The organism is Leclercia adecarboxylata (assembly GCF_006171285.1).
Lineage (GTDB): Bacteria > Pseudomonadota > Gammaproteobacteria > Enterobacterales > Enterobacteriaceae > Enterobacter > Enterobacter barmai.
Genome location: NZ_CP040889.1, coordinates 3,544,354 through 3,562,064 on the forward strand (window position 1 = coordinate 3,544,354; position 17,711 = coordinate 3,562,064).

Here is a 17,711-nt window from a genome sequence, read left to right on the forward strand (position 1 = left end):
GTTCAGACGCATTGCGCGGTGGCGTTGATCACCGGATCGCTTGAGTGGGACGGCAACTGATAGTGGGCGGAGCAGTGGGCGCTGGCGCCTCTGCCCCAGCTGACGTTGACCGTGCCGCGCTCACGCATCCCGGTCAGGTAGACCTGTCCGCCGTCGCCGACAATAAACTCGCCATTCTCATGGGCCGGGGCGGCGGTGGCGCCAAACGGCACCGGATGCCCGTCGGACCGGGTGAGGGTCAGCAGCACCCGGCTGCCAACGCGAGTATCAAAGCTGGCGCGCACCACCGCCCCCCGGGTCGGGGTAACCACTTTCGTTGCCTGACCGACGTCCGCCCCTGAAGGCAGGCTTTCGGTATCCAGGGTGACGGTGTTGTGATGGTAGGGCGTAACGTAGGGCACGATGGCGTAGCCGCGATAGTCGGTTTTGACCCCGGTCTGGTTGTCGACCCCGGTTCCGCTGGCACCCGGCGCCTCGACCAGCGCCACGGTATCGCCCATCGGCTGGCCGAAGGTGACGCCGTGAGCATGGGCAATCACGCTGCCCTGCACGGCGACATTAAGCTGGTGCTGCTGGTTATCCTGGGAATACCCGGCCGTCATCTCGCCGTAGGTCGCTTTGTAATCGGTATTCAGGTTGCTGCTGTAACCCGAGTTGTGGCTGTGGCCCTGCTGCACGCCCCAGCTGAGATTGTTGCCGGCAAGGGCGGTGCCGCTCAGGCCGACGCTCTGGGTAGTGTCATGTTTGCTGTTGTTGAGGGTGTAGTTAACCCAGGTATTTTTCAGCCAGTGATCCAGCGGCACCGAGACGTTCAGGCCGATGGTCTGTTCGTTTTTCTGCTCATCATCGTCCTCGTTATCCTGGGTATTTTTGCTCAGGCCGTAGTTGAGGCCGTAGCTGATGCCGTTCCAGCTGCCGTTATAGCCCACGCTAAGCGAGGTCATGCTCTGGTCGCTGTGCCAGTAGTTTTCTTTCACCAGACTCAGGGTCAGCGAGCCCAGCGAACCGCCCAGCGACTGATCGACAGTAGCCTCCTGACGGTCGCGGCGCCCGTCGGGCGGCGTCCAGTCGTCATCTTTGGTGTAAGAGTTCATCACATCCGACATCGTGGCGTATCCGTCGCTGTTGTAGCGATAACCGGCCAGCGAAAAGTGGGTGCCGGTGGTGGCGAAGTCTTTGCTGTAACGCACCCGCCAGGCGCGGCCCTGGGTGGACTTTTCCCCCTGCATGCGCAATTTCGCTGCGGTCACATCCACCGAAAACGCCCCGAGGTCGCCGATGTTTTTCCCGGTGCCGAGCGCCAGGGCATCGTAATACTGACTGGTCTGCATGCCGCCATAGAGGGTGATATCGTACGGCAGGCCGTAGATCCCGGTGCCCTGCAGGAACGGCGTTTTCTCCACGCTGTCGTCATAGCTGCGATAGCGTCCGCCGGTCAGGCTGTATTTGAATCGTCCTTCACGCTGCAACACCGGCACCGAGGCGTAAGGCACCACAAAGTGCTGCTCGCTGCCGTCGGTCTCTTTCACGGTGACGTTCAGATCCCCGCTGCCCCCGGTGGGGTAGAGATCGTTAATCTCGAACGCCCCCGGGGCGACATAGTTCTGATAGATCACATACCCGTTCTGGCGAACCACCACCTGGGCATTGCTGTGCGCCACGCCACGAATGCGCGGCGCGAAGCCTTTCATGCTGTCCGGCAGCATATCGTCATCCGAGGCGATCTGCGCCCAGGTGAACGACAGGCTGTCAAACACGTCCGACGGGGTCGAGCTTTGCCCGAAGGTGACGACGCTGCCCAGCGACAGGATGTTGCGCTGGGCATAGCTGTACACCGAGGACAGATCGCGCTGCGTCGAGTCATCGTCCCGGGTCTGGCTCCAGGTGGTGTAGTTGCGAAAACGCCAGGCACCCAGATTCACCCCCGGACGCAGGTTCAGGTATTCGTTGCGCTGATGACTTCCGTCATCACCCCGGCTATGGGTATCCCCGGCGGAGTAGCTGTAGTTCAGCAGAAACGCGTTGATGCCGTTGTCCATCTCTTCCGGGGGCACATACCCGTGCGGAACCGGGATGATGGCCGCCTGCGGGATGCTCAGCAGCAGCTGCTGCTGGCCGGGTCGGAAGGTGGCGCTGGCGTCTGGTAACCCAGAGAGATCGACACAGTCATCACCCTTTGTGACGCTGAATTTATCGCTCTGGATACCCAGGCTTTTGAGGGTCTCCACGGACAGGCAGGGCTGGAGGATGCTCTCTCCTTTTACCGACTTTTGCAGCTCAAAGGTGATTTTCTTGTTGGCGATTTTGTTGTTATTCACATACACATCCACCTGGTACTCCCCCGGCGCGATACCCGGGCCCGACTCGTACAGCGAGAGGTCGGGTTTGCCCTGGTCGGGGGCGTCGATATCAAGCATTGCCGGGTTGAAGTAGTCCTCCGCCAGCACCTGCTGCACGCCAAGGCCCAGCGCCGCACAGCCCAGCGCAATGCGCAGGGTGCGGGCATGGTTACGTGGCGCTTTGGTTGTATAGTCCCAGGGCATGGCGGTTCCGGCAGTTACTGGAGGCTGGCAGACCAGGCGTGGCTCACCGCGCCATAGTCGTTGATGATTTTCCAGCTGACGCGGGTAGCGCTGATCCCACCCGGCACGGCGAAATGCGCGTCGCTGTCGGGGGCGACCCAGCTGATATTGTCGACTTTTTTGCCGCCCAGCGTGATCTCCTGGAAATTCATGTAAAACGGCGTCGGGTTGCTGACGATGAGATTGTTGCCCTGTTTATGCCAACGCAGTTTATCCGCCACCTCGTCCGGTTTACCGGCGATCCCCTCCGGGCGGTAGATCAGCTTAATGCGCGTTTTGATGGCAATTTGCAGGGTGTTGGTGTTCTCGTGATGCGCGGTGGACGGAATCGATTTGATGTTAAGCCAGTAGAGCGATTCGCGATCGGTGGGCAGATTGCCGCCGGTATGCACCACGCGCAGGACATTGTCCTGGTGGCCATCCAGACGGAACAGCGGCGGTGTGATCAGGAACGGCGCTTTTTCCCGGGCGTGATCCTGGCTCTCTACCCAGGATTGCACCAGGTAGTCGAGGTTATCGGGGTTAGAAATTCCCAGCGACGCTTCTTTTTTATCTCCCTGATAAATTAAGCGGGTCCCTTCAATAATGACCCCGGCGTGCGCGGCGGTTGTCATTAATAACAGGGAGGCGATCAAAACAGATTTACGCATGACGGGACTCTGAATCAAAAAGAACGGCGCCCGGTCGCATAACCAGGCGCCGCCTTATTAGTTGTACATAACGGTAAAGGTGGAGACGGCATTAGCCGGGCCGGCGGTGATGGTGCTGCCGGTCTGGATATAGCGTGCGCCAAAGACCAGATCGTTGGTGGTAGTGCCCGACTGCAGCGTATAGCTGGTGGACGGGCTGTATAAGCTCAGTGGATTCTCGGTTTTGTCCAGCAGCTGGATACCGACACCGGTCGCCGCGCCGGTACCCGGCGTGACGGCCAGTACGTTGGCATTGGTGCTGTCAGCAGAGCCGCCGAAGGTGATGGCGGCGCTGGTGATGGTTTCCGGGCAGTCTTTCAGCTGAATGTCGAAACGGGTGGCCGACGTGGTGGAGCCCGAGCCGGTAAAGGCCGTTTGCGACACTTTGCCCAGGGAAACATCCAGCGGGCTGCTGACGCCGTTGACCACCTGACAGGCGGAATCGATGATTTCGCCGGTGAAGTTAATTTGCCCCTCGCCGCTGTTTGCAGCCCAGGCAGAGACAGAACAACATAACGCAGTGGCAATAAAAGTGCCGGTAACGATTTTACGCATAATAATTCCTGAATAAATGCCGGTGTTAATAACATCCGTTGTGATTAATTGATAAATAAAGGGGCGAAACTTTATTGGCGCTAATTTACGTAAGTTTTGGTTGGCTATTAACTACTGCCCTGGCCACTAATGATTTGAATTGGGGTTGTATTATTATTTTTTCTTTAATTACAGAATGATGGCTTGAGATGGAGGGGAAAGGCGGCGCAAAATCGATAAGAGAAATGTCTGTCCGCCGTCACCTTATCGACGCTATAGTGTTAATAAGATGTCGCAAGGAGAGTTGTCGTGGATTATCGCAAAATTATCAAAGAGGTTGGGCGAGGCAAAAATCACGCCCGCGACCTGGATCAGGATACCGCCCGGGGTCTTTACACCCGGATGCTGAACGGCGACGTGCCGGACCTGGAGATGGGCGGCATTTTGATTGCGCTGCGCATTAAGGGCGAAGGCGAAGCCGAGATGCGCGGCTTTTATGAAGCCATGCAGGCGCAAACCCTGCGCCTGACGCCCCCGGTTGCTAAGCCGATGCCGGTGGTGATCCCCAGCTACAACGGCGCGCGCAAGCAGGCCAACCTGACGCCGCTGCTGGCGATCCTGCTGCACAAGCTCGGGTTCCCGGTGGTGGTGCACGGCGTGAGCGAAGATCCGACCCGCGTGCTAAGCGAAACCATTTTCACCCTGCTGGGCATTGAGCCGACCCGTCACGGCGGCCAGGCGCAGGCGAAGCTGGACGGGCATCACCCGGTCTATATTCCGGTGAGCACCCTCTGTCCGCCGCTGGAAAAACAGCTGGCGATGCGCTGGCGAATGGGGGTGCGTAACAGTGCCCACACCCTGGCGAAGCTGGCGACGCCCTTTGCCGAAGATGCCGCGCTGCGCCTTTCCAGCGTCTCGCACCCGGAATATGTCACCCGCGTGGCGACCTTCTTTGCCGATATCGGTGGCAGAGGGCTGCTGATGCACGGCACGGAAGGCGAAGTGTATGCCAACCCGCAGCGCTGCCCGCAGCAAACGCTGATTGATGCGGCGGGTACCCGGGTGGTGCTGGAGCGTGGGGATGAGAACAGCAATGTCTCTCTGCCGCAGGCGAAAGATGCCGAAACCACGGCGCGCTGGATAGAAAGCTGCCTTGCCGGGCGCGAAGCGGTACCGCACTCCCTGAAGCTGCAGATGGCCTGCTGCCTGCTGGCCAGCGGCCAGGTGGAGACGGTCGATGCCGGGCTGGCGCGGGTTAACCAGAGTTTTTAAATAAAAAAAGCCCGTCCAGCGATGGACGGGCCAAAAAAACAACAAAGGGTCAATGAGGGTTGGAGCAGCCCGCCAGCGGACCGGCGAGCGGGGCAGAGATAAGGGTCAGGTTATTTGTAGATAACCGCAGTGCCGCTCAGTTTGTTGTTAGTGTTAGCGGAGGTAATGGTGTAACCAGTCGCGCCAGCTGCTTCTGCTTTCGCCGCCAGGCGTGCTTCCAGACCGTCCAGGGTGGTCGCGCCTTCCGCACTGACCACACCGATTTTGTTCATGCCGCTTGCCTGGGCCGCAGTCACAGATTCCGCAGCGAAAGCACCGAAAGACAGCGTGGTCAGGGCAAGAGCAGCAACAGCATATTTGATGGTTTTCATGGTTAATATCTCGCAGGTTATTCTGTTAAGGGGACGTTGTTCCGTCGATGTGATAAGTATCACGCTTTTTTGCGAGAGATAAAATCGAAGAGAATTGACGTCATCCTTCGAAAAATTTGAATGACAAATAAGTTATTGAATATTAATAAATTCAATGAATGGATTTACGTTTCTTGCCGTTGCGCTTTACAGAAGAGGCGATGAGGGCACGTTTCGACAAACCAGGGGCTAAAATTCGTGCGCAAGCAAGTAATCGCTTGCGTGGCCCCGCAGCCGTCATGCCAGTCATCGCAGCTGGCTGTCTTTGGATCCTCTGCGATTATATCCTGCGTGGGATGCATTATGTGAATCTTTCTCCTGCTGACAGGCGATGCACAGCCGCACGCCGGGCACGGCTTTACGCCGCGCTTCGGGGATCGGCTCCTCACACTCTTCGCAGAATTTCAGGCTCTCGCCTCGCGGAATTTCGCCCCGCGCCCGGGCCACTGCGTCTTCAATGGTACTGTTGATCTGTTCGTTAACGGCGTCATCATTCGCCCAACCGGAAGCCATAAACCCCTCCTGACAGGTTATTGCGCTGTACAGTAACTATGGGGTCAAAAAACGTACAATCAAGGCAGGTGACTAGATTTCAGACCATTCGCGCAGCAGGTTGTGATAGAGATTCAGCAGGGAGAGCACTTCGTCACTTTCGCCGTGGCGGGCGCGCAGGGTCTGGATGTTGCGGTCGAGGTCGAACAGCATGGCGCGCTTTTTATCGTCGCGGATCATCGACTGGATCCACATAAAAGAAGCCACACGCACGCCTGCGGTCACCGGGGTCACGCAGTGCAGGCTGCTGGAGGGATAGAGCACCAGATCCCCCGCCGGGAGCTTCACGCTGTGCTGGCCGTAGGTGTCGTTCACCACCAGTTCGCCGCCTTCGTAGCTGTCGGGGTCGCTTAAAAAGAGGGTGGCGGAGAGATCGGTCCGCATCCAGCCGCTTTGCGGGTGGCTACGCACGGCACCGTCAACATGAAAGCCGTAGGTCTCCTGCTGCTGGTAGCGGTTAAACAGCGGACTGGAGATCTGGCGCGGCAGGGCGGCGGCAAAAAAGAGCGGATGCTGATTCACCGCCTGCAACACGCTGGCCTGCAAGGTGGCGTACAGCGGGCTTTGGGTGTCAACCTGCTGGTTGTTTTTTACCTGTGCGCCCTGGTTGCCCACCGTGGCGCGCCCGTCGATCCACGGGGCTTGCTCCAGCTGGGCGCGGAACTGCGCCACCTCATCGGCGTTCAGCACGCCCGGAATGTGATACATCATAAAGATTCTCCGTAGCGTGGGGCTAACGCCCCACGCGCTAACAGAAGTGCACTGAAACGTGGGGGCCGACCCCCCCCACGAATGATCAGAAGTGCATGTTCGCCGTTAACATAAAGGTGCGTGGTTCGCCCGGATGGTAGCGGTAGCCGCTCTTGTTGATGGAGGCAACATAGTCCTCATCAAACAGGTTGTAGACGTTGAGCTGCATATCGAGGTTGCGGTTGACGCGATAGCCCAGTTTGGCATCGGCCACCCAGTAACCTTCGGTAAACGACGGGGTACCCACCGCGCCGTCAGAGCCGCGGTGCATGCTGCCAATATAGCGGGCGCCTGCGCCAACGGAGATGTCATCCGTTGCCTGGTACTGGCTCCACAGCGTGAAGGCGTGTTCCGGGGTATACGGCAGGGAAGAGGTGCCATCCTGCGCCACGTTGTTGCCGGTGCGCACGCTGGCGCGCTGCTGGGTATAACCGCCGATCACCTGCCAGGCCGGGGTGATGTTACCCGCTGCCGACAGTTCATAACCCTCGACGCGCTTTTTACCGTACTGCGAGTAAGTGCCGTCATCGTTCTGCTCAACTTCGTTTTCGATGTCGGTGCGGAACACCGCCGCGGTCAGCAGGAGACGTTTATCCAGCACTTCCCACTTGGTGCCCAGCTCGCTGGTTTTGGCCTTCTGCGGCTTAAAGTCGGTGCGGTTGGCGCTGCTGCCGGTGCCACCCTGCGCCAGGGCGAAGTTATTACCACCCGGCGGCTGCTGAGAGATGGCGTAGTTCACGTAGATGTTGCCGTGCTCGGTCAGATGATAAAGCGCCCCGGCTTTCCAGTTCACCAGATTGCCCGAGGTGGCCGTATCCACGGTAGTCACCGGGGAACCTTTCGGGGTCCCGGCCGGGCAGGCGACCGCCCCGCGACCGGTGCCGCCGCAGACGCTGGCGCTGTCATATTCGGTGTGGTACGTATCGAGACGAATGCCGCCGTTGAGCTCAACATCACGGGTGATCTGCAGCGTATCAAAGGCGTAAATCCCGAAGGTATCGGTCTGGCCATTGGCATTGGCGCCGTTGTTGTTCAGGCCGCCAATATCGACGTTGCTGTTCGGGTGATAGATATTGACCGGCGGCGGGGTGATGGCATCCACGCCGTAGTTGGTCTGGTTTTCACGGGTGAACTCCACCCCGGTGCTGATATCGTGGCCGACGCTGCCGGTATAGAATTTGGTCGTCAGGTTGGTCTGGTTGGTCAGGATCTTGTTGCTGACATCTTTGGTGTTGGCGAGACGCGACCAGGTCCAGGTGTCCACGTTGTTGCGGTCAGGCTGGGTGATGTTGGTCGCACCACCCATCACGGCGGTCATCAGATAATCCTGCTTCACCCGGGACCAGCGCGTGGTGTTACGCAGGGTGGTGTTGTCGTTGAAGTCGTGCTCAAAGCGCATCGTGGCGGTGTCGGACGTGGAATCGTCGTAATCGGAATCGGTGCCGTAAAAGTTGCTGGTGTCCACCTTGCCTGAGTGATTCAGCGCCGCAGTGCCCGCAGAGGGTGCAGAGTAGCCCGGCAGCCCGATGGTCGGAATGCCGCCGTCCGGGGTGTTGTGCTGGGTCACATGCAGGTAGTTCAGATAGAGACGGTTTTCCGTTCCCAGGCCAAAGGCGAGGGAAGGGGCCACGCCGTAGCGTTCGTTTTTGACGTTATCGCGCCCTTCATCGTGGGTCTTTTCACCCATCAGGTTCAGACGAAACGCCGAGGTATCACCCATCACCTGGTTGATATCGACCGTACCGCGGCGCATCCAGGCGCTGCCGATGCTGGCGGAGGCGTCAATGCCTGAATCCAGACGCGGCTGTTTGCTGATCATATTGATCGAGCCGCTCGGGGCGCTACGTCCGTAATCGCTGCCGGATGGCCCTTTAATCACTTCCACCTGTTCGGTGTTGAAGGTGTCGCGCGTCGTGGTGCTGATATCGCGAATACCATCAACGTAGATGCTGTTCGAGGTGTCCACGCCACGCATGTAAACCGCATCGCCGGTGGTGGAGTTGCCGTTTTCACCGGCGAAGAACGCGCCCACGCCCGGGACGTTTTTCAGGGCATCGGTCAGGTTAGTGGTGCCCTGATCTTTGAGCACCTGCTCGGAGATTACGGTCATGGTGCGGGTGGTATCGGCCACCGGACGGCTGAATTTGGCGTCGGCGGACTTCTGCGGGGCATACAGCGAAGGCTGTGCCGCTTCGACTATCAGGGTGTCGTCAGCTTTATCGTTATTCTCCGCCGCAACTGCAGAAGCCACGGGAGTAAGACCGATACACAGACCCGCGAAAAAGGTCAGCGAGTTAAAGCTGTTCGGAACGTTGCGATTTTTATCCATATTGTTTAGCGACTTATAATTTTTAGTATTGAGTTTTCATTACGCTGTCAGGCAGGTCTGGGCCTGTTCCTGTGCCACGTGAATAACCGTAATGAACCTACAAATGATAATAATTGTGATAAACATTATCATTTGGCGTGACTTTTTATCACTGTCGCCAACAAAAGGAAATACGTAAATTTACATTGGCTACTAAAAATCTTCACAAAGTGGAGTTTGGGCAAAAAATGAACTGCACCCCGGGGGATGCAGTATGCAGTGCAGAGAGGGGAACTATTTGTAGATGGTGGCGGTACCAAACATGGTGTTGTCGCCGCTGGCAGAGTTCACAACATAGCCTTTAGCACCCTGTTCACGCGCTTTTTCAGCCAGTTTATCCTGCAGGTCATCGAGATTTCTTGCGCCAGAAGCCTGCACGGTTCCGGCGGGTCTTAGTTGACTGGTATCGCCGCTGCTGAGTGATTCGATCGACCATGCAGCAAACGACGCACCTGCCAGTGAAGCGGCAGCCAGCATTACCAGGTATTTTTTCATAATCACTTCCTCTGATTGACAACGGGTGATGCACACTAAGTGTAGAACGGGTCAGAGTGTGATTTAGTGCAAAAAATTGATGATGATCTGCTTATTTTTTGAACAACATATTTTGACAATTCCATGACAAATCAGATACATACAGGTGACTGATTTTTGGTGGTTTATTCTGTCGCGCAGAGAAATATTTACCGTTGCGCCCGCAACGGGTATCTTACGCCGCTGTTTACAGGAGAACGCCATGACACCCGAAAAGCCGGGGTTGCACCCACGCAACCGCCACCGTAGCCGTTACGACATGAATGCCTTATGCGAAAGCTGTCCGGCGCTGCGCGAATTTATCACCCGGACGCCAGCAGGGGAGCCGACGGTGAACTTCGCCGATCCGCAGGCGGTAAAGACGCTGAACAAAGCGCTGCTGATGCATTTCTACGGTGTGGCCCAGTGGGATATTCCGGACGGCTATCTCTGCCCGCCGGTGCCGGGGCGTGCCGACTACATTCACCATCTCGCCGATCTGTTGGCGGAAGGCAATAACGGTGAGGTGCCGGCTCAGGCGACGATCCTCGATATCGGCACCGGCTCGAATCTGATCTATCCGCTGATTGGCGCGCATGAGTACGGCTGGCGCTTTACCGGCAGCGAAGTGGACACTCAGGCCTTCGCCAACGCCACCGCCATCATTAACGCGAATCCCGGCATGAGCCGCGCCATTCGTCTGCGTCGTCAGAAAGAGGCTTCGGCGATCTTCACGGGCGTGATCCATAAAAACGAACAGTACGATGCCACCCTGTGCAACCCGCCGTTCCATGATTCGGCGGAAACCGCCCGGGCAGGCAGCGAGCGCAAGCGCCGCAATCTCGGCCAGGCGGCCGACGGCGCGCTGAACTTCGGCGGCCAGCAGCAGGAGCTGTGGTGCGAGGGCGGCGAAGTGGCCTTTATCACGAAGATGATTGCCGAGAGCGCCCAGTTTGCCCGCCAGGTGAAGTGGTTTACCACTCTTGTCTCCCGCAGCGAGAACCTGCCGCCGCTCTACCGCGCCCTGACCGACGTCGGCGCGGTTAAAGTGGTGAAAAAAGAGATGGCCCAGGGTCAGAAGCAGAGCCGCTTTATCGCCTGGACCTTTATGGATAACGCCAAACGCCGCCAGCGTTAAGCGTCTTTCCCCTCACCCTAACCCTCTCCCCACAGGGGAGAGGGAACAGTCAGGTGCGGTTCTGGATCTGGGTGTTCTCCCCCGTCGGCGACGGCAGGAGCTGATACATCTGCACCGGCATCCGCACGTTAGCCAGGTCGAAGTGCTTTTTCACCATGCTGTCGAGGGCGAAGCGCACCGTCCACTGCTTCAGCGGCTGGGTGGTAAAGGACACGCGCAGGGTAAAGGCGGTGCTGGTCAGGCCGACAATCCCGGCAAATGAGGGCTCACCGATAATCAGCCCGCGAATATCCTCTCTTTCCAGCAGCTCATCCACCGCCGCTTTCAGCGCGCCCTGCGCTTTTTCGGCATCTTCATGCCTGTCCACATCGTAGTTCGCCACCACCGACCCGATGCCGCGCACGAAGTTGGCGAAGGTGGTGATCGAGGACCACGGGATGATGTGGTACGCCCCGGTATCCTGCCGCACCCCCACCGAACGAATCGACATCCGTTCCACCGTGCCGGTGAGCGGCCCGATGGTTACCAGATCCCCGGTATTCATCCCGTTTTCAAACTGAATAAAGATCCCGGTGATGATGTCTTTCACCAGCGTCTGGGAGCCAAAGGAGATCGCCAGCCCCAGGGCCCCGGCACCCGCCAGCAGCGGGGCGATATTGACGCCAATTTCCGACAGCACAATCATGATGGTAATGGTGCTGATGATCACCGCCAGCGCGTTGCGAAACAGCGTCAGCAGCGTGCGGGCGCGGGCGCTCGGCAGCGGGCGGCCATGAATATCCGAGGAGAGCCGGTTCTCGATCAGGCTCGCCAGGATGGTCCAGCCGATGGCGGAGAAGAAGAGGATCAGCGCGATGCGGATCAGAATATCCACCGTCTTTTCACCCGCGCCGTTGTGCAGCCAGTTCCAGAAGTCGAACAGTCCCCAGGCGCTGAGCAGCAGCATTATGGCGACGCAGACCGTCAGGATCCGCGCCACCTTCAGCGAGACGCCGATCCAACCGTTAAGCCGCTTCTGCAGCTCGGGGTAACTGCGCTGCACGTGCGGCGACAGGGTGATGGTTTTCGCCAGCCAGCGCGAAAGCAGCCCCGAGACGAACGCGGCAACGCCGACGATTGCCAGGCTGCGGAAGGTAGCTCCCATCATAAACTTCAGGCTGTTGCCCGGATCGAACAGGGAGAAGAAACAGAGCACGATAAAATAGGCGCTCGCCAGCCAGTGCCACACCAGGGCGAAGGCGCGAATAAACAGGCTGAAGAAGGCGAGAGAGCGGTCGGCAAGATGAAGCAACCCCTCGGTAATGGCGCGCTTGTTGTGAAAAATCAGGTACAGCGCCCAGACGGTGATGCAGAGCATAATCAGCACGTTTGCAAGGGCGCCAATCTGTACGTTGACCTGATTGGAGATAATCGGCACCGCCACCAGCAGGCCATAGCCGATGATGCCGCTCAGAAGGCTGAGGCGCAGGGACCAGTAATGCGCGGCGCTGTCGTTAATGGCGAAGGGACGCAGGTCGGGCACGCGGGGGCAAAATATCAGGCGCAGGATCGCCTTAAAGAACTCAATCAGCGCGAAGGCATTGAGGAACAGCGCCTGCTGGAAGGCAATGGTGGGATTGCCGGTGTTGAGGGACTCGCTCAGGATCTGGCCGATAAACAGGGTCAGGGCCAGCAGCAGCAGATCGATAATAAAGGCCCCGGCGATGGTCAGCGGCAGGTGAATCCAGCTGCTGGTTTCCCGGTTCTTTTTGCGCCCCCAGCTGCCCATTCTGCGGTACAGCGGCCAGGCGCAGAGCCTCACCAGCCAGTAAAAAGCAAAGACCAACCCGGCCAGGATCAGGAACTGCTGTGCGGCGGCGGTGAAGGTTTGCGGGTTAAAGGCTTTATGCGGGGAGCCAATCAGGTTGCGGTAGAGCTGGGCGAAGCGGGTGGCGAGGGCGTCGCCATAATGGCGGCTGATATCGGTGACGTTCTCCAGCACCGTTTTCTCGTCGGCTATCTCCGGCGGGGTGATTTTGGGCACAGGCTCCTGAGGCGGCGTGGCGGCGACGCTGCGCAACTGGTTTATCAGCTCCTGGCGTGAGGTGTCGTTTTCCAGCACGTCGGCAAGCGCAGAGTAAGCCGCCTTTTTCTGCTCAACGTCCGGCTCTGCCGGTGGGGGTGTTTGCGCCGTTGCGGCAGGCATGCCCGGCAGGCTGACGGCCTGGGCAGGCAGGCAAAACAGGCTTATCAAAAGCAGCAGGATCCAGGGCACGGTGTCCTCCGGTGACAAAATTGTGCAAAGTGATAAGTATAGAAGGCGGGCGGAAGCGGGGGGCTTTTGGGAGAATTCCGGGGGAAATCGTTGGAACCGTAGGCCGGGCAAGCGTCAGCGCCGCCCGGCGTAACATTACGAAACGTGCTGCAGGAAATCCTGCAAACGCTGGCTCGGTGGGTTCTCAATCAACGTCTGCGGATTGCCATCTTCGGCAATACGCCCTTTGTCGATAAAGATCAGACGCGAGGCCACTTTCTCGGCAAAGCCGATTTCGTGGGTCACAATCACCATCGTCATGCCTTCTTCTGCCAGGTCCTGCATAACCTTCAGCACTTCGTGGCGCAGTTCCGGGTCGAGGGCAGAAGTTGGTTCATCGAACAACATCATTTTCGGCTTAACCGCCAGCGCACGGGCAATCGCCACGCGCTGCTGCTGACCGCCGGAGAGCTCGGACGGGTAATGGTGCCCGCGCTCCGCCAGACCGACCTTCGCCAGCAGCTCTTTTGCAAGCCGCTCGGCTGCTGCTTTGTCGGCGCCGCGCACGCGTAGGGGGCCAAACATCACATTTTCCAGCGCCGTCAGGTGCGGGAAGAGGTAAAACTGCTGGAACACCATGCCCGCTTCCTGACGGATCAGGCGCTCGTCCACTTTCGGGTCGTTAACCTTCAGGCCATCGACAATCAGATCGCCGCTGGTGATCTCTTCCAGCTTGTTGATGCAGCGCAGCAGGGTGGATTTACCGGAGCCGGACGGCCCGATAATCACCACCACTTCCCCGGTCTGGATAGTCAGGTCGATATTGTGCAGCACCTGGGTCTGACCGAAGTGCTTGGAGACGTTTTTAAATTCAATCACAGGATTTTCATCCTTCTTTCAAGACGACGCAGCACGAAGCTCAGCGCCAGCGTAATAATCAGATAAACCACGGCCACGGCGCTCCAGATCTCCAGCGCGCGGAAGTTACCGGCAATGATCTCCTGGCCCTGACGGGTCAGCTCAGCCACGCCGATAACGATGAACAGCGAGGTGTCTTTGATACTGATGATCCACTGGTTACCCAGCGGTGGCAGCATGCGGCGCAGGGCCAGGGGCAGGATCACGTGGCGGATGGTTTCGCGACGGGAGAGACCCAGCGCCAGACCGGCCTCGCTGAAGCCTTTGTGGATCGACAGTACCGCACCGCGGGTGATCTCGGCGATATAGGCGCCGGAGTTGATCATGATGGTGACCACCGCCGCGCTGAACGGATCGATGCGCAGGTCGGTAAAGGCCATCGGCAGGGCGAAGTAGATAAACATCACCTGCACCACAATCGGCGTGCCGCGAATAACTTCGATGAAGACCAGTGCTACGTGGTTGGCTATCCAGCCGCCGTAGGTGCGGGCAAAACCGGCGACGAGGCCGATAATCAACCCGCCAACCAGACCGAGGACCGAAATCCACAGGGTCATTTTGGCGCCTTCAAGCAAGAGAGGAATGGCAGGCCAGATGGCGCTCCAGTCAAACTGCATGATGTATTCCTGTATACCGTGGTGAAAACAAAAAATGAGTCAGGGAGTTGACTCAAATTGTAGGCCCGGTAAGCGCAAGCGCCACCGGGCGGTACAGTTCCTGTTTAACAGGCTGTTTTATTTAGGTTCAGTGCCGAACCATTTTTTATAGATTTCGTTGTAAGTGCCGTTCTCTTTCAGGGTTTTCAGCGCGCCGTTAACCTTAGTACGCAGCTCGTCGCTGCCTTTCGGGAAGGCGATACCGTATTCCTGAGCTTCCAAAGACTCACCGACCGCTTTGAACTTGCCGTTACCTGCGGTTTTGATGAAGTAGAGGATGTTTGGCGTGTCGTGCAGAACCGCGTCAGCACGGTTGGTGCCCAGTTCCATATAAGCGTTGTCGATGTTCGGGAACTGGCGCAGGTCTTTGGTTTTGATGTTTGCTTTCGCGTAATCAACAGAACCGGTACCGCTCTTCACCGCGACCACTTTGCCGTCGAGATCTTTCGCGCTCTTCACGTCGTTGTTGTCGGCTTTAACCATCACCAGCAGGCCGCTTTTGTAGTAGCCGTCAGAGAAGTCGATGGCTTTTTTACGTGCGTCAGTAATGGTGATACCGGCCAGCGCCAGGTCAACGTTTTTGGTTTGCAGTGCCGGAACGATACCGCTGAAGTCCATTGGCTTCAGGGTGTAATCCAGTTTCAGCTCTTTGGCGATAGCCGCCCACAGATCCACGTCAAAACCAACGTACTGGTCGCCCTGTTTAAATTCGAACGGTACGAAGGCGGTGTCGGTAGCAACAATCAGTTTCTTATCAGCAGCCTGCGAAGAGACCGCAAAAGCCAGGGTAAGTGCAGCCAGTGAAACTTTTAATACAGACTTCATAGCATTTCCTTTTATATCCACGGGGCGATCCCCTGCGAGAACGAACGGCTCTATGAAAAAATCGTGCCAACTTTACAAGGTGTTGTTTTTGCAAGGACGGTACGGATTTCATTGCACAAAAAAGGTAGCAAAGGCAGCAAATTGCACCATAACGAAGCACTGTTTTGGTGCATCGAAATGCCATCACTAACGGTTATGCTATTTAGCGCAAATATTGACGAGAAAACAATCTTTCGTTAACGATTGTGTGAGGTGATTATTACAAACACTTTACTTTTGCGGTGGGGGAGGAGAAATGTCTGCACCATGAAAGTGCAAAACCCCCGCCGAAGGCGAGGGTCTGATAGCAAAATGCTATGGATTACTCGATGTTAGACTCGATGAACCACAGGAACTGATCCAGGTCGCGGGAGGCCGCGGTCAGGATATCGGCAGTATCTTCGTCTTTAGCGTCGCCAATGGCTTTACGCACGTCGTTCGCGACCACGGCATAACGATCCGCCAGCTCTTTCAGGTGATCCTGAACGCTGTGGATATCCAGCGGGTAGCTTTTCAGTGGGGTTTTGCTGTTAATAACCTGGGTGGTACCCAGCGCCACGCCGCCCAGCTGTACGGCACGCTCAGCCATGGTGTCCAGGTGAGTAGTCAGTGCGGTGCGGAAGCCATCCAGCATCTCATGCACAGCAATAAAGTTGGCACCGCGCATATTCCAGTGGGCCTGTTTAGTAATCAGGGACAGGTCAATAAACTGGATCACCTGGCGATTCAGCAACTCAATCGTCGCTTTCTTCTCGCTGTCTGACACATCGTTACGGGTATACAGCAGATTAGGTGCTTTTGTTTTTACCAGTTTAGCGGTAGGCATAATCTCATTTCCTCTTGATGTTGGCGTCCAAAGTTATTTCGAAATCAAGTATAGCACCGGCTATAGATAGCGCGACCGGGTGCTGCCTATCGGTTTAATAGTGAAAGCGTGGTTGTGATATGTAACTCATTGAAAAATAGAAAATAGTTATATTTATGCGTAAATTAATCTTATTTTTTAACGAGCTGGCGGGGAGTAAGACGATATTTCAGAATAATGACGGCCATTGCGAATAAGAATATTTCGCCGGAAACCGTTTCCCGGCGAAATAACACCTGCTAGCGGATATCCACCTCTTCGACTTTACTCTCCCGACGCAGGGTGAGGGTCGAACCCATCGAGGCGGCAATGATGGAGCAGAGCGCCAGCGTCTGGGTAAAGGTCAGGGATTCGCCGAGGAACACCATCCCGGACATCGCCGCCAGGGCAGGCTCCATGCTCATCAGCGTGCCGAAAATGCGCGTTGGCAGACGCGTCAGGGCAATCATCTCCAGCGAGTAGGGGAGGGCGGTGGAGAGCACCGCTACCGCCAGCCCCACCGGCAGGATCGACCACTGCCAGATGGATTCGGTGGCCTGGGCCATGCCCAGCGGAACGAAGATGATGGCGGCAATGAGCGAACCCAGCGCCACGGTGGCCGGGCCATGCTCCTCGCCGGCACGCTGTCCGGTGAGAATATAGATAGCCCAGCAGGCACCGGCCCCCAGCGCCAGCGCCGCGCCGGTGAGATCAACGTGCGAGACGTCCTGGCCCAGCGGCAGCAGAAACCACAGGCCAAGTACCGCCAGCACCACCCAGATAAAGTCCACCGGACGGCGGGAGGAGAACAGGGCCACTGCCAGCGGACCGGTAAACTCCAGCGCCACGGCGATCCCCAGCGGCACCGTTTGAATCGACAGGTAGAAGAGGTAGTTCATCGCCCCCAGCGACAGCCCGTAAAACAGCAGGGGCAGGCGCTGCTCTTTTTTGAAGCGCAACCGCCAGGGTTTAAAAATCACAACCAGGATCAGGGTGCCGAGCGCAATACGCAGCGCCGTCACGCCAGGGGCGCCTACCACCGGGAAGAGCGATTTTGCCAGCGAAGCGCCGCTCTGTATGGAGAGCATGGCGATGAGAATGACGATTACGGGCAACCAGACTGGCGCCCTGCGAGACAACCCAGGCATCCTTTCTCCTGTCAATTTCTGTCAAAGGAAGTAAAGAGAGGGAGTGTAAAGGAAATAACGCCGTGCGGTTGAGACTTCGTTGAAAAAAAGTCGTCGTAAATCCGTAAAATGGCGGTCATACGACAGGCTGATTTCTGTAACAGATTAGGAATTGTCTGGATGAATGTATTGTGACTGGCGCGCACTATTAGTGAAATGAAACACAAATGTGGTGTTTTTTGAATAAGATAGCTGCTGGTG

General features: G+C 57.4%; 16 protein-coding genes. 2 read left to right on the forward strand and 14 right to left on the reverse strand.

Going from position 1 to position 17,711, the window contains the following annotated elements:
- Nucleotides 1–2: 2 nt before the first annotated feature.
- The 3 genes from FHN83_RS18700 to FHN83_RS18710 are packed head-to-tail and all read right to left on the reverse strand — an operon-like array spanning nt 3 to nt 3,826.
- The gene (locus tag FHN83_RS18700; protein ID WP_139564595.1) at nt 3–2,543 is read right to left on the reverse strand and encodes a fimbria/pilus outer membrane usher protein; all 2,541 of its coding nucleotides are present in this window, start codon (nt 2,541–2,543) and stop codon (nt 3–5) included.
- A gap of 14 nt (nt 2,544–2,557) precedes the next feature.
- Nucleotides 2,558–3,232, reverse strand: a complete 675-nt coding sequence (locus FHN83_RS18705) for a molecular chaperone (protein ID WP_139564596.1) — start codon at nt 3,230–3,232, stop codon at nt 2,558–2,560.
- 57 nt (nt 3,233–3,289) lie between these two features.
- Nucleotides 3,290–3,826, reverse strand: coding sequence for a fimbrial protein (locus FHN83_RS18710; RefSeq protein ID WP_039029398.1), 537 nt, complete (start codon nt 3,824–3,826; stop codon nt 3,290–3,292).
- Nucleotides 3,827–4,114: 288 nt separating this feature from the next.
- Between FHN83_RS18710 and ybiB the strand changes: the two genes are divergently transcribed.
- Nucleotides 4,115–5,077, forward strand: coding sequence for a DNA-binding protein YbiB (ybiB, locus tag FHN83_RS18715; protein WP_139564597.1), 963 nt, complete (start codon nt 4,115–4,117; stop codon nt 5,075–5,077).
- Between the two features lie 110 nt (nt 5,078–5,187).
- Here ybiB and ybiJ read toward each other — a convergent pair whose 3' ends face one another.
- The 5 genes from ybiJ to mcbA all read right to left on the reverse strand — a co-directional run bounded on the left by ybiJ (nt 5,188) and on the right by mcbA (nt 9,652).
- Nucleotides 5,188–5,448, reverse strand: a complete 261-nt coding sequence (ybiJ, locus tag FHN83_RS18720) for a DUF1471 family protein YbiJ (protein WP_039029400.1) — start codon at nt 5,446–5,448, stop codon at nt 5,188–5,190.
- 285 nt (nt 5,449–5,733) lie between these two features.
- Nucleotides 5,734–6,000, reverse strand: coding sequence for a DksA/TraR family C4-type zinc finger protein (locus FHN83_RS18725; protein WP_039029401.1), 267 nt, complete (start codon nt 5,998–6,000; stop codon nt 5,734–5,736).
- 72 nt (nt 6,001–6,072) lie between these two features.
- Nucleotides 6,073–6,750 carry a PKHD-type hydroxylase YbiX gene (ybiX, locus tag FHN83_RS18730; protein WP_139564598.1) on the reverse strand — a complete coding sequence of 226 codons (678 nt, stop codon included), beginning with the start codon at nt 6,748–6,750 and terminating at the stop codon, nt 6,073–6,075.
- A gap of 85 nt (nt 6,751–6,835) precedes the next feature.
- Nucleotides 6,836–9,118: a catecholate siderophore receptor Fiu gene (locus FHN83_RS18735; protein ID WP_039029403.1), complete on the reverse strand. Its 2,283-nt coding sequence runs from the start codon at nt 9,116–9,118 to the stop codon at nt 6,836–6,838.
- A 273-nt stretch (nt 9,119–9,391) separates the two neighbouring features.
- On the reverse strand, nt 9,392–9,652 hold the full coding sequence (gene mcbA / locus FHN83_RS18740) for a DUF1471 family periplasmic protein McbA (protein ID WP_039029404.1): 261 nt from the start codon (nt 9,650–9,652) through the stop codon (nt 9,392–9,394).
- A 241-nt stretch (nt 9,653–9,893) separates the two neighbouring features.
- On the opposite strand from mcbA, the gene rlmF reads away from it, so the two are divergent.
- Nucleotides 9,894–10,808 carry a 23S rRNA (adenine(1618)-N(6))-methyltransferase RlmF gene (gene rlmF, locus FHN83_RS18750; RefSeq protein ID WP_176556505.1) on the forward strand — a complete coding sequence of 305 codons (915 nt, stop codon included), beginning with the start codon at nt 9,894–9,896 and terminating at the stop codon, nt 10,806–10,808.
- 49 nt (nt 10,809–10,857) lie between these two features.
- Here the strand turns inward: rlmF and ybiO are convergent, their stop codons facing one another.
- The 6 genes from ybiO to rhtA form a co-directional block, all read right to left on the reverse strand.
- A complete protein-coding gene (ybiO, locus tag FHN83_RS18755; RefSeq protein WP_139564599.1) occupies nt 10,858–13,062 on the reverse strand; it encodes a mechanosensitive channel protein in 2,205 nt (734 codons plus the stop codon).
- Between the two features lie 135 nt (nt 13,063–13,197).
- Nucleotides 13,198–13,920: a glutamine ABC transporter ATP-binding protein GlnQ gene (gene glnQ, locus FHN83_RS18760; RefSeq protein ID WP_139564600.1), complete on the reverse strand. Its 723-nt coding sequence runs from the start codon at nt 13,918–13,920 to the stop codon at nt 13,198–13,200.
- Nucleotides 13,917–14,576, reverse strand: a complete 660-nt coding sequence (gene glnP / locus FHN83_RS18765) for a glutamine ABC transporter permease GlnP (RefSeq protein WP_039029408.1) — start codon at nt 14,574–14,576, stop codon at nt 13,917–13,919. Before glnP ends, glnQ begins: the two co-directional genes overlap by 4 nt.
- 117 nt (nt 14,577–14,693) lie before the next feature.
- Complete coding sequence (glnH, locus tag FHN83_RS18770; RefSeq protein WP_039029409.1) at nt 14,694–15,440, reverse strand: glutamine ABC transporter substrate-binding protein GlnH; 747 nt, start codon at nt 15,438–15,440, stop codon at nt 14,694–14,696.
- 361 nt (nt 15,441–15,801) lie between these two features.
- A complete protein-coding gene (gene dps / locus FHN83_RS18775) occupies nt 15,802–16,305 on the reverse strand; it encodes a DNA starvation/stationary phase protection protein Dps (RefSeq protein ID WP_039029410.1) in 504 nt (167 codons plus the stop codon).
- 278 nt (nt 16,306–16,583) lie between these two features.
- Nucleotides 16,584–17,471 (reverse strand): threonine/homoserine exporter RhtA, encoded by an 888-nt coding sequence (gene rhtA, locus FHN83_RS18780; protein WP_138369532.1) that lies wholly within the window; start codon nt 17,469–17,471, stop codon nt 16,584–16,586.
- Between the last annotated feature and the right edge of the window lie 240 nt (nt 17,472–17,711).